Origin of the sequence: Rheinheimera marina (genome assembly GCF_042654345.1) — a bacterium.
In the GTDB taxonomy this organism is placed as follows: Bacteria; Pseudomonadota; Gammaproteobacteria; order Enterobacterales; family Alteromonadaceae; genus Pararheinheimera; species Pararheinheimera marina.
Window position 1 is genome coordinate 382,707 of the sequence record NZ_JBHSGB010000006.1, and the last position, 13,986, is coordinate 396,692.

Below are 13,986 nucleotides of genomic sequence, written 5' to 3' on the forward strand. Positions count from 1 at the left end.
TGAAAAACGATTCTTGCCATGTAGTTAGATGTGTTTAGTCGGACACAATGCTAAGGCTTTAGCCACCACACATTGAAACTCATTGAAATTCAGGGTAAAACAGCCGGATAGTACCAGTTTGTTAAACGCAGGGGATTGTGTGAAGCCTGTTCAAATCACAGCACTGCTGTTAACCATAACGGCTCTGCCTGGCTGCACCACAGGCCAGTTAAGCTACGTTACGCCAGGCGGCGAGCATAAAACCGCCTGTCACACGGAATACAGCGGGCAGCCCAGTGTCGATAACTATGCAGTGGAATATATTCTGAGTTATTGCGCGACTGAGGCCACCAAACAAGGCCATACAGTCTCAGAACAGCACCTGCTGGACATCAACCGTACTCTGCCCGCGGCGCCTGCGGGCAAAAGCTGGTCGCACGAACTTGCCAGACAGCTGCATCAGGCCGGTCAGCTAAGCGACAAAGAGTACGGCTATTTAATCGCCGCGATGGATTTGGGGCATATTGAAAGGAAAACTGAATAAATAAAGATCCTGGCCTGTTCGTGGTGCTTGCTGGGGGTATCAGTCTTGACCTGCTCCACCAGTCCATTATTCCTCTTGAGATCCGGCCGGACACGACAGCGCTGTTTTCGACTTCCCCCCAGATGCGGCCCAAAGAAAAACCTGACTGGCAACCTGATGTACTGAGTTATTTCGGGCAGCTTCTCCCCTTGTAAATCAATAAGCTGCATCTATTCTTAATGCTGGTTTCTCTTCAAATTGGTTTTGCCATGTCATTGATGGTCAGTGGTTTGATCTTCTGCGTGCTAATGCTGTTCCCCGCAGAGTTCAGAGCCGAAGAGGTGATCCATATCCGTCATTATCATTTACAACCCCGCCATGGTTTTGCCTTAAAGCTACTGGAACTGGTGCTGGAAAAAAACGGCGCTCCTTATCGTATTGAGGCGGTGCAATCACCTGAGGTTTTAACGGAAGGCCGGGTAGAAAAAATGGTGGTAAATGGAGAGCTGGATATGCTGTTTATCTCCACTTCTGCAGAGCGTGAGCGCACTATGATCCCGATTAAAGTCCCCATTTACCGCGGCCTGCTCGGACTCAGGCTGCTGTTAATCACACCGGAAAACAATGAAAAGTTTAAAAATATAACCACGCTGAAACAACTTAAACCCTATGTGGCCGGGCATAATCCACATTGGAGTGACTTTCATGTATTTAAGGAAAATGGCTTAAGAGTCGTCAGCTCCACAAATTATCAATTGCTGTTTGAAATGCTGAAACATGGCCGGTTTGACTACTTTTCCAGAGGTGTCAATGAGGTATGGGGCGAGTTAGCCTTGCATTCAGACGACCTGATCATTGCTGACAATATCATGTTGTTTTATCAGCACCCTGTGTATTTTTTTGTCAGTAAACACAGGCCCGATCTGGCAGCTGTGCTGGAACAAGGTCTGGCAAAGGCCACAGAGGACGGCTCTTATCGTGCTTTGTTTGACCGTTATTATGCCGACACACTGAAGAAGGCCAACTTAAACAACAGAACCATGATTTTTCTGAACAACACGGCTGTGCCTGTAGGTACAGCACCAATAGATACCAGTTGGTGGTTAACTCCTTGAATCCAGGTGTATTATATGACGTTCACTGTCAGCCAGTCCGCTGGCGCCAACCTCAGCCTGACAACAAAGACGGTCTTGCTAAGTGGTAAAGACGATAGCAATTTTGCCGTGATGGATTTGAGTTAGCCTGAAGGAAAACACTATGAATAAAGCGCTGAGTCTATTGGCTGTATTGATGACTGGCCTCTGCGTTTATCTGCTGAGTCAGGCTTTTGCTCCGCTCAGCTCTGATAGCGGGCTGGGCGGGCTGCCAAGTGCCGGCGAGCAGATGGCATCCCCATCAAAAACCAATGAACCAAGGCTGGCTCAGTCGGAGTTAACACCTGCTGCAGAGCTACACACGGATAACACAAGACAACCCGACACACACACCACTATGCAGGTTAAAACAAGACCCAGCTGGCGGCTGGATGCGGCTCTGGCGGAACATCTCGACAGACTGTTAACGCAGGCCCAGGCAGGGGATGCTGAAGCTGCTTATGTCTTGGGCATGAACTTACGCCGTTGTTATGGCGTGCCGGTTGATGAAGAGACCTATGCACAGCGACTACAACAGGCCTACGACAATAAGGCAGACAATAGTAGCGTGGTTAACCTGCAGCTGAATTATCAATTCTGTTTGGGCGTTAGCGAGCAGCAGCGTAAAGAATTTTATGTACTGCTGGCAAAGGCCGCAGCGAAGGGAATGGTGCCAGCACAGGAGTTTATCGCAGCCATGGTGCCTGAGCGTTATATGGAACTGATTGAAGCCGCTGAGTTGCCACGAGAAGACTATATCAGGCAACGTGACACTTTCGTCTTGCAGCAAAAAAGCTGGCTGGAAGATGCCGCAGCGCATGGCAGCCTGCAAGCTATGGTCCGGCTGGCGCAACAAAACTACTATCAACAGGATGGCCCTGATGGCCGGCTGAAAGCCTATGCCTTTAATCAGTTGATCTTAAACTTTACCGATGACAACGAGCTGTATAGCCGGTACGACCGTTACCAACAAAATCTGCAGCAACAACTGACAGCAGAACAGATTGCTAAGGCGCTGGAGATGACTGAACACTGGACTCAGAGCGTCAACCAAAACGGCAGTTTATACCCGTTTTAACCCGTAAAGCGCCGTCAGCCCAGCCAGTTTAACCGGGCAAAACTGTGTTGCACCTGCAACTGACCTTCGCCATGCCACAGTTGCAGTTGACCCGGCGCTATCACGCCGGGCAAGAGGTCGGTTTCCGCTTTAATGGCTTCCAACCCAACCCAGCCACTTCGTCCGCTGTATTTTGCGGCGTAAAGGCAAAGGTCGGCCAGTTTCAACAGGCTTTCCCAGTGCAGAGGTGAAGCGCCCAGTGGCAACGGATAACAGGCATAGCCGACAGAGCAACTGACAGCAACTGGCGGCGCCTCGCTCAGCGGAAACAACTCTTGCTGCACAGTGTCAACCAGTCGTTGTGCCAAAGGAGCGGCTTCTTCTCTGTTAATACTGCGGGCAATCACCAAAAACTCTTCGCCGCCCCAACGCACCAGATAGTCCGATTGGCGAAACACCTGCTGCAGCTTCTGGCTGAAGTGTTGCAACACCTCATCACCCGCATAATGGCCATAGTTGTCGTTCAGCGCTTTAAAGTGGTCCAGGTCTATCAAAAACACCGCGAGTTCAGCGCGTTCAGGCTGGCTGGTTTTGCCACTTTGCCAGTCCTGCCAGCGGCGCCTGGATTGTTCCAGTTCGGTTTCGATATGGCTTTCCAGAAAGTGTCGGTTGTAGAGACCGGTCAGCTTATCGGTCAGGCTGATCACTTCCAGCTGCTGGTAAGCCTGCTGCAACTCAGTATTTTTCTGTTTGAGTTCAGAGGTTCTGGCGGCAACTTCCTGCTCAAGACGGCGGTTTTGCTGGCTTTGCAGATAGCGACGATACAAGGAAATCATCAGCACAAACACCGCCATTAAGCCAAAAATCCAGAAGTTACGCGCCAGTTGGCTTTGCTCCAGCCGGACCTGCTGCAGGCTTTGCTCATTTTGTAGCAAAGATATTTGGTACTGCTGGCGGGTATATTCGGTCTGGGCCTGAATGGCGGCAATAGCGGCCGCCTTTTTATTGCTGAAGATGTCATCTTCCAGCTGCTTTTGCGCTTGCAGCGCCTGCAGCGCATCACGCACCTGATCCAGCCGGATATAAGCGTCCACCCGCATTTGCTGCAGCAACGCTTCGTCCGCCCGTTCATTGTTTTGTTGTGCCTGCACAATACCTGGTTCAATGTAACTCAGCGCTGCCTGTGCCTTGCCCTGGCGCAGCGACAGCTCAGCCGCCATTTTGTAGCTGTCGACCAACAGGCTTTTGTAGCTCTGTGTGATCGCGGTCTCAATCACCTGGTCCAGCAATTGCTGCGCTTTGGCAAAATCCCCTTGCTCCATTGCCAGTTTGGCATGCACAGTGCGGGCCCATTCAATGTCCCGTTTCGCACCAATTTGCTGAAATAGCGTCAACGCCCGGTCGGCGTGCGTTCTGGCCTTGTCAAAGTCTTTCAGATCGCTGTACAAAAAACCCAATTTGTTGTGGCTGTAAGCGATATCACGCTGATTGCCACTGGCCATATCCATTTCCAGAGTTTGCAGGAAGTACTTTAATGCCTGGTCATTATCACCCAGACTGCGATGTAAATCGGCAAGATTAAAAATGGTGCTGGCAATGCTGTCGCTGTCTTTCAACTGATAACTCAGTTCCAGACTTTGTTGGTGGGCGTGCAGGGCTTCTTCAAACTGGCCCATTTTCTCTAGCACAGTACCTATGTTGTTGTAACCAGATGCGATGGACTCTAAATCCTCCAGATCACGGTAGATCTGCATCGCCTGATACAGGTATTTCAGCGCATTGGCATAGTCACTCTGATAGCGGTAGGTCATGCCCAGCCTGTCCAAAGCATCGGCCAGCGCTTCACTCTTCCCCAAAGGCTGCAACAACGCAACCGCCTGTTCCAGCTCGGGTTTTGCTATCCGATAGTTATTGCGCTCCATCGCATTTTTGCCCAGCTGAAAATGCGCCATACCTAAATGCAGTGGGTCTTGGACTACCGTAGCCAGCCGAAGATAGTCGCTGGCCAGCTGATCGGCTTTGGCTAAATCACCTTGTGCTCTGGCTTGTTTCAACTGCGCACGCAGCGCGGAAAAGTCCGTGGTTTCAGCCACACAAAACAGGCTCAAACAGCAGAGCACCAGACTAAAAACAACAGGAAAGCAACGCATTACTAAGGATCTATCCGCCGAAAAACTGCACAGAAACTAGCACAGGTTAATTAGCGACATCAAATACAATGCGACGTCAGCGACAACAGCTGCCTCCCGGCTGCTGTCAGAACCCCTTAGCGTAGTGCCAGCATATCGCTGCGGATAAAATCAGCCAGCACCGCCTGGTGTTGCTGCTGCCATAACTGCAAGGCGCTGCTATCGCCGCTGATCACCTGCTGGATAAAGGCTGCAGATAAGGCCTGGGTGGCGGCTTTTATGACCTTGTTCTGGTTAGCAGTTTCGTCATTGCGGCGCCAGCCGGAAAACACGTTGTGGCTACCGCCATTAAATACCGCCATCACTTTGTAAGGGCTGGCCATCGCATAAAACAGCTCCAGCCTGTCCTGTGGTGATGAGTAATAACCCGGCACTTTAATTTCGTCTTCGGTGGTAGTGATGTGCAAGGTTGGAATAGTCACGTCAGCCAGCACCTGCTGCAGCGGCTGGTCGTTATAAAATGGCGGCGCAGAAATTAAAATGGCCGCTTTAATACGTGGGTCTTTTAAGCTGACCAACTGGCCGTTCTGTTCCACCTGAGCACCAGACAGCAACATGGCGGTATTGGCACCATAGGAATGGCCAGCCATCAGAATTTGGTTGGGGTCCACACCTTGCGAGGCATCACTTGCTAAAAACTGGTCCAGCGCAAAACGCACGTCCTGCACCCTGGCCAAGGCTTCGCTTTCATCAGCAGCATCCATCAAACGAAACGGCAGCAATAAGCGGCTGCCCTGCCAGACTTTGCGGTCGCTGCCGTCATGTTGCAGGTGCAGGCTGTAATAACCCTGACTGGCCCAGTATTGCCCCAGATAGGCATAACGCTCTTTCGAACCACCCAGGCCATGCGAGAACACCAGTAACGCCGCCTTGTGATCTGGACGCGCAGTGGTTTTAGGGCTGAATAATAAGGCGGGTACAGTACGCTGGCGGCTTTGGTCAAACCAGCTAAATTCAGTTTGTGTAACCTGGGCGTCTAAATTGTCCGCCAGTTTTTCTGCCTGCTGTACTGAAGGTAAGTTCAGGTGTTGCTGCCAGACGGCCGGGCTCAAACCACTGGCCTTGGCGCTGCAGCCGCTCAGACTCGCACTGAGCAGTACAGTCGCAGCGAGGGCAATCAAGGTGGTCCAAATCCGTTGTGTCTTCATCGTTATGCTCCGGTGTCGGACTGCAGTGTAATCAGTCCGTTCTAACTGCCAGGCGCACTGGGTTCAGTGGCATGGATTACGGGATAAGGGCAGTGTACGAAGAGAACAGACCAGAAAAAAGCGGGAAATTCTGCACAGAGTATTCAAAAAAATTCATCAATAGCAAAAACGCGTCGATGGCGATATCGGGGTCAGGTCTTGAATTTTGCATTGAAACGCAAAATTCAAGACCTGACCCTGAACTACCAAGACCTGACCCCAAGCATTAAGCTTTTTTCACCAGTAACAGCCCCACCTGAGCTGAGCTGATCACAACACTGTCACCAGCTTCAAGCTCGCTGTCGCTGCACTCCGGATCCAGTTTCACCTGCCAGTGCACGCCACTGAACAGCAGCTCACTGGCCTGGGTTTTGCTGGTATGAGCGGCAAGTACCAAAGGCGTGCCGACAAAATCTGAAATGCCTTTGTCTTCCTGCAAGCGTTCGTCGCTGTGCTGCAGGCGCCGCAGTGGTTTCCACAGCACCAGTGCGGTGATCACAGCAAGTACAGCCAACGCCAGCAAGCTGACCCAAAGCTCATCTGGCAGCCAACCCAGATACAAAGCGCCAGACACTAACAGTGACGACACCGCCAGCGACAACAACACCTCAAGCAGACCAGGCACTGCAAAAGGCAGCAGCGCCAGACAAACCAGGCCTAATACCAACAGTGATGAGGTTAAATCCATCAGGTTCTCCTCAATTATTTATTCAATGCGCTGTTTAATGCACCGGACTGCTGAATAGCCGCTACCACTCCTAAAGCTTCGGCCACCGTATTGCCCGTGGATGATTTGTCATTGTCCATCAGCACGACAGTGGATTCGCGGGCTATGGCTTTTTTCGCCGCAATAGCTTCAGTGGCCAAGTCCAGTTGCACCGCAGCCTGGCCCTGTGCAGTAGAAGCAGCTTCACCAATCATGGTCAGGGCTTTGGCTTTGGCTTCAGCCACCAGTTCAATAGAACGGGCTTCACCTTGTGCCTTTAATACCTGTTGCTCGCGTTCAGCTTCTGCCGCCAGCACAGTCGCCTGCTTTTCACCCTCGGCCAGGTTAATAGCCGCCTGGCGCTTGCCTTCAGAATCCAGAATAGCGGCGCGTTTTTCCCGCTCAGCACGCATCTGTTTTTCCATCGCGTCCAACACTGAACTTGGCGGGTTAATGTCTTTAATTTCGTAGCGCATCACCTGCACACCCCAGGCGGCGGATGCCTGGTTGATGGCGTCAATAATTTTGGCGTTTAAGCTGTCACGTTCTTCAAAGGTTTTATCCAGGTCCAGCTTACCAATTTCAGAGCGCATCGAGGTTTGCGCCAGCTGGATCACCGCATACACATAGTTATCAATGCCATACGAAGCTTTGTACGGCTCCATCACCTTGATATAAAGCACACCGTCAATGGTCAGGCTGATATTGTCTTTGGTGATGGCCGACTGGCTGGGAATGTCGATGGCATTTTCTTTCAGCGACACCCGGTAGGCAATACGGTCGATAAAAGGAATAATAAACTGCAGGCCTGCCGTCTGGGTTTCGTGGTATTTACCCAGACGTTCAATGATATAAGCCATATTCTGCGGCAGTATCACTATAGCTTTGCCAATAATAATTAACACGGCACACACCAGCACCAGAGGCACCAGCAGCTGACTGTCAAATAGCATCGATTGGTCCATCACTTATCCTTATGATTTAGTTAAATTCAGCAACAATTTAACGTATTTTTTACCAAAGCTAAACCCGCGACCGCATTCTTTCGTTGCCCTCTTTCAGTCAGAACCTTGGGGTCAGGTCTTGTATTTTGCGTTTCAATGCAAAATACAAGACCTGACCCCAATAGAGTGAATTTGCTGCATTCACTTTTCGTCCCTGCGGCCAGAGGTTAGACTGTCTACAAGCAAATCCAGAGGTTAGGACATGAAGTGGGGTATGTTGTCAGTTCTGTGTCTGAGCCTGGTTTTGCGTGCGCAAGAGCAGCCCCAACTGCTGATCCCCAAACCCCGCTCAGAGTACGACATTAATCATCAGTACTACGTCAGTTTGCTGGATAAAGCCTTGCATAAGGCGGCAAAAGGCAGGCCAGTGCCTAAATTGGTCAGCAGCTACCAAATGGAGCAAGGCCGGGCCTTGCGTGAACTGGCCAAAGGTGAAGTACTGGACGTATTCTGGGTAGGCACCGACCAGCAAAAAGAACAGCAATTCCGAGCTATCCGTATTCCTTTGGAACGGGGCCTGATGGGCTTTCGCAAAATGATCCTGCATAAAGATTCTGTGGCCAGATTTGCGCAGGTCGACAGCCTGCAGGCCTTGCAACCTTTCACCGCCTGCCAGGGCGCATTTTGGCCAGATGTCAGCATTATGCGCGCCGCCGGTTTAAAAGTGCTGGCGGCCCCTGTGTATGAAAATATTTTTAAACAGGTCAACGCCGGCCGCTGTGATTATTTTCCGCGTGGCTTGCATGAGGGCGTGGTTGAGCTGCAAAAACGCCATGATCTTTACCCGGATTTAGTGCGTTACCCGGACCTGATGCTGCACTACCCTTTTACTGTCTATTTCTTTACCCAGAAACAGCATGAAGAACTGGCGAAGTGGATAGAACAAGGCTTGGAATCCATGATTGATGACGGCGAGTTGTTGGCCCATATGCAACAAAATGAGCTGACCCGTCAGATGTTTCCGTTAGAAGCACAAGCGGCCAGTCGCTGGATTTTGCTGGCCAACCCATTACTGAGCAAAGACACTGACTTCCACAACAGCCGCTATTGGTTTGTACCGGCCGATTTTGGTTATTCGCAGGAGCGCCATTGATGCTGCAGGCAAAAGATATTGCCGACCTGATATTAAAAGGCTTTCGCCGTCACTTTGTGCTGTTCCAGCGCATTACTGCACAGGCGAAAAACCGCTACAGCTATCAGAACTGGCAAGGCTTACAACAAGATAACTCTGAGCGCATCTCTTACTACGACAGCAGGGTGAATGAAACCCTGACGCAATTGCAGCATTTGTTGCCCGCCGTTGCGGAGCAGTCCGCCGACGGCAGGCCTTTGCTACTGGATGAAGCCTTGTGGCATCAGGTACGCCAGCAGTACCAGCATTACCTGATGTTTCACCCTCAGGCCGAACTGGCAGAAACCTTCTACAACTCAGTGTTTTGCCGCTTGTATGAACGTAAATATTTTCATAACCAGAATATTTTTGTCGAATCCACCTTAAACAAACAGCAATTACCGGCCCCAGTCGCCTCTGTCTACGAAAGTTATTTCCCGGCCCAATATGGCCTGAAACAAAGTATTCGCGCCATTATGGCCAGCTTTAAACTGGATGTGCCTTTTGTCAATTTAGAGCGCGATATCCGCCTGCTGGTCCGCACTTTTACCGAACAATCCAGCCATGGCCGTCACCCGGTGCAACTGGTGCGTTTTGATATTTTAAAGTCACTGTTTTTCCGCAACAAGGCGGCTTACATCATTGGGCGGGTGGTGACACCAGACGGCCAGCAGCCATTTATTATTCCGCTGTTGCACCAGGGTAAAGACGGTGTTTGTGTCGACACCCTGATCACCGACGCTCAGCAGATGAGTATTATCTTCGGCTTCTCCCGTGCTTATTTTATGGTGGAAATGACGGTACCTTCCGCCTTGGTGCATTTTCTGCGCGAGCTGTTGCCACATAAAACCCTGGCCGAGCTTTACTCCTCCGTCGGCTTGCATAAACAAGGCAAAACCGAGTTTTACCGTGAACTGCTTCAGCACCTGACCAAATCCAGCGACCACTTTGTGGCGGCGCCCGGTATTCGCGGTATGGTGATGATGGTGTTTACCCTGCCTTCGTTTCCTTATGTGTTTAAGGTGATCCGCGACCGTTTTGCCGAAACCAAACAGTTCGACCGCGCTACCGTCAAAGCGCGCTATTTACTGGTAAAAAAACACGATCGCGTGGGCCGGATGGCTGACACCATGGAATTCTCTGACGTGGCATTGCCACTTAACCGTTTCAGCCCGGAGCTGCTGCAGGAACTGCAGGACAGCATTGGCAGTTCAATGCGAATTGAGGATGACTTACTAATCATCCGCCACTTGTACATTGAACGACGGATGATCCCACTGAATATCTATCTGGAGCAGGCCAGCACCACGTTAAAACGCCATGTGATGGACGATTATGGTCAGGCGCTGAAAGACATGATTGCTGCCAATATTTTCCCAGGCGACATGCTGCTGAAAAACTTCGGCGTGACCCGGCATGGCCGGGTGGTGTTTTACGATTTTGACGAAGTGCAGTACCTGCTGGACGTGAATTTCCGCACCATTCCGCACACCGACAATTACGACGACATGCTCAGCAGCGAGCCCTGGTATTCGGTCGCTCCCGGCGACGTGTTTCCGGAGCAAATCACCACTTATGTCACAGCGCAGCCGGATATCCGCCAAATGCTGCTGGAGCAGCATCCGGAACTGGCAGACGCCCGCTATTGGCAGCAAAAACAGCAAGGGATCCGCGCTGGCCTGGTGGAAGATATCTTCCCTTACCCACAATGCCAACGCTTTGCCCGGCTCTATCCGGACGAATTTGCATAGCCAAGCCAGAGCGGCTTGCGTAAAATGCGCCGCCTGAACCTGAGCCTGTTGTGACACCAATGAATTCTGTATTGGCGCTGCGTGCGCGTGAACTGCAAAAAACCACCCGGATCTTCCGTGCCCGCGGCAGTAAAGTGATCCGCTGCGAGCAGTGCTTATTGCCGGTGCCAGACTGCATTTGTGCCGCCAAACCTCAGGCTTCGGCCCACTCAGCCTTTTTGTTTCTGATGTACACAGGTGAAGCCTACAAACCCAGCAATACAGGCCGGTTGATTGCCGACATTGCAGAGCGCAACTTCGCCTATGTTTGGGATCGTACTCAGCCTGATCCTGAACTGCTCGCCTTGCTAAAGCAGCCAGAGTACCAGCCCATTATTGTGTTTCCACAGCAATACGCCGCGCCAGAGCGCTGCATATCGGCAGTAGAAACAGGCGATAAAATTCCACTTTTTGTAATGCTGGACGGCACCTGGCGCGAAGCCAAAAAGATGTTCAGAAGCAGCCCTTATCTGGACGGCTTTCCGGTGCTGGGCATTCAGCCTGAACAGGCCTCCAGCTATCAGCTGCGCGAAGCGGCGCATGAGCATCAGCTTTGTACGGCGGAAGTAGCAGTGGAGGTGTTAAAACTGGCTGGCGATCAACAGGCCAGTGCAGACTTAGCCCAGTATTTTCAAACCTTCCGGCGTAATTATATTGCCGGCAAACCGCATTTAACTTTCGAATAAAAACACTGCAACTGCAGAACTAACCAGGCTGGATCATCCAGCGGCAGGTCATGACCGGCCTCACTGTGCAACCGGATTTCTGTGTTAAGCCACGCGGCCAGCCGCGCACTGCAGCGCCAGTCCACCAGCCGGTCGGCCTGGCTGGCCATCACAAACACCGGGCATTGGGGTTTGACTTCAGGTCTGAATCTCGCGGCGGCCCACAACTGACGCAGCGCATTGGCTTTGGATACCGGGTACTGCCGGGCAAACTGGATCCATTGTGCCACCACAGCCCGCTGTGGCACCTGATTGCTGGTCAGCTGCCAAATCAGCGGCTCGCGCTGCTCTGGTTGCTGGCTCAATGCGCAGCGCAGCAAGGTCAAATAGTTGGCAGGCCTTAGGCGCTGCCAGAATGGACTGAGCGCACTGCTGCTGTTGATCAGCACCAAAGACGCCACGTGCCCGGGCGCCGCCACAGCCCAGTCCAGCGCCAGCATTCCCCCCATTGAAATGGCACACAGATGCAGCCTGGCTTGCCGATACTGCGGGTAGTTTGCCGCAAGCTGTTGTTGCAGGCTCTGGCGCATCTGTTCAATACGGCCCGGGCTTGACTGCTGATACAAAGCGCCGCAACCTGGAATATCCAACGTAACCACTGGCAGCTCTAACTGCGCAGCCAACCGCTGTGGCAGCTTCTGCCAATGCCGCTGTTCGCGCACCAGGCCACGCAACAGGAGAATCACATCAGCGGCCATACCAAAGCTCCAGCGCCTGCTGGCGATGCATGCGGGGGTACAGGCTTTGTCGCCACTGCTGCTGTGACGCGGTGGCCGAGATTAAAAAGTGCAGTAAGGTCAGGTGCGTGCGTAACACCCGTTTCACCCGGTGCGGTTTGACCGGATGAAACATGCCAAGCAAATCCAGCAGCTGCCAGGGGTTTTTCCGCACCCAGTTCCAGGAGCCCATTTCCAGTGTCAGCGGTAAAAAAGTGGTGTCCGTCTGCAGTGACTCGTCATACAGCTGGTCCCATAAATCACCATGGCAAAGGTAATGCTGTGACTGCGGTTCAAACTGATACGGCTGATAAGGGTAGCTGTCAAACAACAGCTGACGCAGCCGGAATAACTCGGCTAAATGCGGCACAGGTTCGCGGCTTTTGGCATAAGGGAACCACAATCTGTCCATCACGCCAAACCCAGAGTGGCAATCCAGCACCAGGCTGAAGGGCCCGCGAAACAGTTTTTCCCGAACCAGCCGCACTAAGGCTTGGGTTTCGGCTTCCGGTTGCAGTGGATTGCCGCGATACCATGGCAGGCGTTTGGACAACAAATGGCCGCCTACCAAAAAGGCCGCTTTGCCTTCACAGCGCACCTGACCATTTCGCATCAAATCGACGCCATGGCCATTGCTGCGGGTTTTCAGCGCCATGCCAACAGGGTTCACCATCGGCAACAAATACAAATTCAGCTGGCTTAAGCTATCGGCTAAGGTCTGGTCCCAGTTCAGCCGGTTTTGCAGGCTTTCCAGAAAGGCAATCAGCACGGCGCTGCCAATCCGTTCCAGCCCATGCACACCGCCGACCAGCAACAAGTTGGGTTTCGCCGGGTCACGCGCACCCAGTTCAATCAGGTAACTGGGCAGCCGGATGCCGCTGAACTCAAATTCAGCCCAGCACTGCGCCGACACCTGGGCAGGTGCCCTGTCCAGCAAGGCTTCCAACCGGATCAGCTCCGGTAATAAATGTCGTACCCGGGCTGACCGCACCCAGCTCTCCCTATCCTGCTACATCGGTGTTTTTCTTCAGCATAAAAGTAAAAAGCCCAAGTTAAAGTGAACTTTTCATGACAAGCACGGACTATGAATCGCTGGAGTTTCAGCGACTTGGGCGGCATACTGAAAAAAAACGGAGGGGCCCTGATGCGATATTTAGTTTTGTTGCTGCTGGTGGCACAAACGGGTTGTGCTTACAGCCAACGTGGTTCAGATGAGTGGTGGTATGACAGAACCCAGCGGGATACCAGAGCGCAGTGCAACACTCTGCCCGCTGAACTCAAAGCGCAGTGCCTGCAGCAGGCTCAACAGAGTTACGAAGAGTTTAAAAAGCAGCAGCAACATTAGAGCTGTAGCTGGTAAGCGTCCACCCATTCATTTTTATGCGGCACCAGCACTGGCGCAATAGGCAACATGCCGACTTTCTCCAGCAGCTTTTTCGACGCCAGATTCTGTGGCGACACAATGGCCTGCAGCTCTGTCAGCTGCAAAGTACGGGCATAAGCCACCACAGCTTGTGCCGCTTCAAGTGCATAGCCCTGGCCGGTAAATTGTGGAAAGTAGGCATAACCTAAATCCGGTACCGGCAGAAAATCACGCTGAATAAGGCCACAAAGGCCAATGGCGGTGCCGTCCTGCAACAGCACTTTGTACATACCAAAACCATAAGTCTGGTAACTGGCCAAAGCGCCTTGTTCCAGGTTAGTTCGGGCATCCTCTAAGGTGCGAACCCCTTTATCGCCAATGTACTGCAAAAAACTTGGCTCGTTGTACAGCGCCAGTGCAAAGGCGGCGTCGTCCAATGTCAGAGGCCGAATAATTAAACGTTCCGTGGTTAACATCAACGTCTCCATCACAAAAAACTGCGG

The 13,986-nt window shown here is 52.0% G+C and carries 14 protein-coding genes; 7 read left to right on the top strand and 7 right to left on the bottom strand.

The genetic code is table 11. The features are described 5' to 3' along the window. Positions 1-139 precede the first annotated feature (139 nt). The 3 genes from ACFO3I_RS07780 (at position 140) to ACFO3I_RS07790 (ending at position 2,713) form a co-directional block, all read left to right on the top strand. Positions 140-523, top strand: a complete 384-nt coding sequence (locus ACFO3I_RS07780) for a hypothetical protein (protein WP_377333082.1) — start codon at positions 140-142, stop codon at positions 521-523. Between the two features lie 218 nt (positions 524-741). Then, on the top strand, positions 742-1,617 hold the full coding sequence (locus tag ACFO3I_RS07785; protein WP_377333083.1) for a substrate-binding periplasmic protein: 876 nt from the start codon (positions 742-744) through the stop codon (positions 1,615-1,617). A 142-nt stretch (positions 1,618-1,759) separates the two neighbouring features. Then, the gene (locus ACFO3I_RS07790) at positions 1,760-2,713 is read left to right on the top strand and encodes an SEL1-like repeat protein (RefSeq protein WP_377333084.1); all 954 of its coding nucleotides are present in this window, start codon (positions 1,760-1,762) and stop codon (positions 2,711-2,713) included. A gap of 14 nt (positions 2,714-2,727) precedes the next feature. Here ACFO3I_RS07790 and ACFO3I_RS07795 read toward each other — a convergent pair whose 3' ends face one another. The 4 genes from ACFO3I_RS07795 to ACFO3I_RS07810 form a co-directional block, all read right to left on the bottom strand. After that, entirely contained in the window at positions 2,728-4,800 is a 2,073-nt protein-coding gene (locus tag ACFO3I_RS07795; RefSeq protein ID WP_377333086.1) for a diguanylate cyclase, read from the bottom strand. 158 nt (positions 4,801-4,958) lie between these two features. Further along, the gene (locus ACFO3I_RS07800; protein ID WP_377333088.1) at positions 4,959-6,029 is read right to left on the bottom strand and encodes an alpha/beta hydrolase family protein; all 1,071 of its coding nucleotides are present in this window, start codon (positions 6,027-6,029) and stop codon (positions 4,959-4,961) included. Positions 6,030-6,294: 265 nt separating this feature from the next. Continuing rightward, positions 6,295-6,756 carry an NfeD family protein gene (locus ACFO3I_RS07805; RefSeq protein ID WP_377333090.1) on the bottom strand — a complete coding sequence of 154 codons (462 nt, stop codon included), beginning with the start codon at positions 6,754-6,756 and terminating at the stop codon, positions 6,295-6,297. Between the two features lie 14 nt (positions 6,757-6,770). After that, positions 6,771-7,739 carry an SPFH domain-containing protein gene (locus ACFO3I_RS07810; RefSeq protein WP_377333092.1) on the bottom strand — a complete coding sequence of 323 codons (969 nt, stop codon included), beginning with the start codon at positions 7,737-7,739 and terminating at the stop codon, positions 6,771-6,773. 253 nt (positions 7,740-7,992) lie between these two features. Here ACFO3I_RS07810 and ACFO3I_RS07815 point away from each other — a divergent pair, with 253 nt between their 5' ends. Genes ACFO3I_RS07815 through ACFO3I_RS07825 form a run of 3 tightly spaced genes read left to right on the top strand, consistent with a single transcriptional unit; the run spans position 7,993 to position 11,365 of the window. Next, on the top strand, positions 7,993-8,871 hold the full coding sequence (locus tag ACFO3I_RS07815; protein WP_377333094.1) for a type 2 periplasmic-binding domain-containing protein: 879 nt from the start codon (positions 7,993-7,995) through the stop codon (positions 8,869-8,871). After that, the gene (gene aceK, locus ACFO3I_RS07820) at positions 8,871-10,640 is read left to right on the top strand and encodes a bifunctional isocitrate dehydrogenase kinase/phosphatase (RefSeq protein WP_377333096.1); all 1,770 of its coding nucleotides are present in this window, start codon (positions 8,871-8,873) and stop codon (positions 10,638-10,640) included. Before ACFO3I_RS07815 ends, aceK begins: the two co-directional genes overlap by 1 nt. Before the next feature lie 59 nt (positions 10,641-10,699). Then, the gene (locus ACFO3I_RS07825) at positions 10,700-11,365 is read left to right on the top strand and encodes a tRNA-uridine aminocarboxypropyltransferase (protein WP_377333458.1); all 666 of its coding nucleotides are present in this window, start codon (positions 10,700-10,702) and stop codon (positions 11,363-11,365) included. Here the strand turns inward: ACFO3I_RS07825 and ACFO3I_RS07830 are convergent. Both ACFO3I_RS07830 and ACFO3I_RS07835 read right to left on the bottom strand, forming a co-directional pair. Beyond that, positions 11,329-12,102 (bottom strand): alpha/beta fold hydrolase, encoded by a 774-nt coding sequence (locus ACFO3I_RS07830; RefSeq protein ID WP_377333097.1) that lies wholly within the window; start codon positions 12,100-12,102, stop codon positions 11,329-11,331. The genes ACFO3I_RS07825 and ACFO3I_RS07830 overlap by 37 nt on opposite strands. Next, positions 12,092-13,111 carry a DUF2817 domain-containing protein gene (locus ACFO3I_RS07835; RefSeq protein WP_377333099.1) on the bottom strand — a complete coding sequence of 340 codons (1,020 nt, stop codon included), beginning with the start codon at positions 13,109-13,111 and terminating at the stop codon, positions 12,092-12,094. The genes ACFO3I_RS07830 and ACFO3I_RS07835 overlap by 11 nt, the downstream gene beginning before the upstream one ends. A gap of 153 nt (positions 13,112-13,264) precedes the next feature. Here ACFO3I_RS07835 and ACFO3I_RS07840 point away from each other — a divergent pair, with 153 nt between their 5' ends. Then, on the top strand, positions 13,265-13,465 hold the full coding sequence (locus ACFO3I_RS07840) for a hypothetical protein (protein WP_377333101.1): 201 nt from the start codon (positions 13,265-13,267) through the stop codon (positions 13,463-13,465). Here ACFO3I_RS07840 and ACFO3I_RS07845 read toward each other — a convergent pair. Continuing rightward, positions 13,462-13,959 (bottom strand): GNAT family N-acetyltransferase, encoded by a 498-nt coding sequence (locus ACFO3I_RS07845; RefSeq protein WP_377333102.1) that lies wholly within the window; start codon positions 13,957-13,959, stop codon positions 13,462-13,464. The two genes, ACFO3I_RS07840 and ACFO3I_RS07845, sit on opposite strands and share 4 nt — an antisense overlap. Between the last annotated feature and the right edge of the window lie 27 nt (positions 13,960-13,986).

What these genes read in the sequence shown, in the direction of transcription:
- ACFO3I_RS07825 (WP_377333458.1), top strand. Translation starts at nt 10,700, where the DNA reads ATGAATTCTGTATTGGCGCTGCGTGCGCGTGAACTGCAAAAAACCACC.
- ACFO3I_RS07840 (WP_377333101.1), top strand. Translation starts at nt 13,265, where the DNA reads ATGCGATATTTAGTTTTGTTGCTGCTGGTGGCACAAACGGGTTGTGCT.
- ACFO3I_RS07815 (WP_377333094.1), top strand. Translation starts at nt 7,993, where the DNA reads ATGTTGTCAGTTCTGTGTCTGAGCCTGGTTTTGCGTGCGCAAGAGCAG.
- ACFO3I_RS07830 (WP_377333097.1), bottom strand. Translation starts at nt 12,102, where the DNA reads ATGGCCGCTGATGTGATTCTCCTGTTGCGTGGCCTGGTGCGCGAACAG.
- ACFO3I_RS07800 (WP_377333088.1), bottom strand. Translation starts at nt 6,029, where the DNA reads ATGAAGACACAACGGATTTGGACCACCTTGATTGCCCTCGCTGCGACT.
- ACFO3I_RS07790 (WP_377333084.1), top strand. Translation starts at nt 1,760, where the DNA reads ATGAATAAAGCGCTGAGTCTATTGGCTGTATTGATGACTGGCCTCTGC.
- ACFO3I_RS07805 (WP_377333090.1), bottom strand. Translation starts at nt 6,756, where the DNA reads ATGGATTTAACCTCATCACTGTTGGTATTAGGCCTGGTTTGTCTGGCG.
- ACFO3I_RS07810 (WP_377333092.1), bottom strand. Translation starts at nt 7,739, where the DNA reads ATGGACCAATCGATGCTATTTGACAGTCAGCTGCTGGTGCCTCTGGTG.
- aceK (WP_377333096.1), top strand. Translation starts at nt 8,871, where the DNA reads ATGCTGCAGGCAAAAGATATTGCCGACCTGATATTAAAAGGCTTTCGC.
- ACFO3I_RS07845 (WP_377333102.1), bottom strand. Translation starts at nt 13,959, where the DNA reads ATGTTAACCACGGAACGTTTAATTATTCGGCCTCTGACATTGGACGAC.
- ACFO3I_RS07785 (WP_377333083.1), top strand. Translation starts at nt 742, where the DNA reads ATGCTGGTTTCTCTTCAAATTGGTTTTGCCATGTCATTGATGGTCAGT.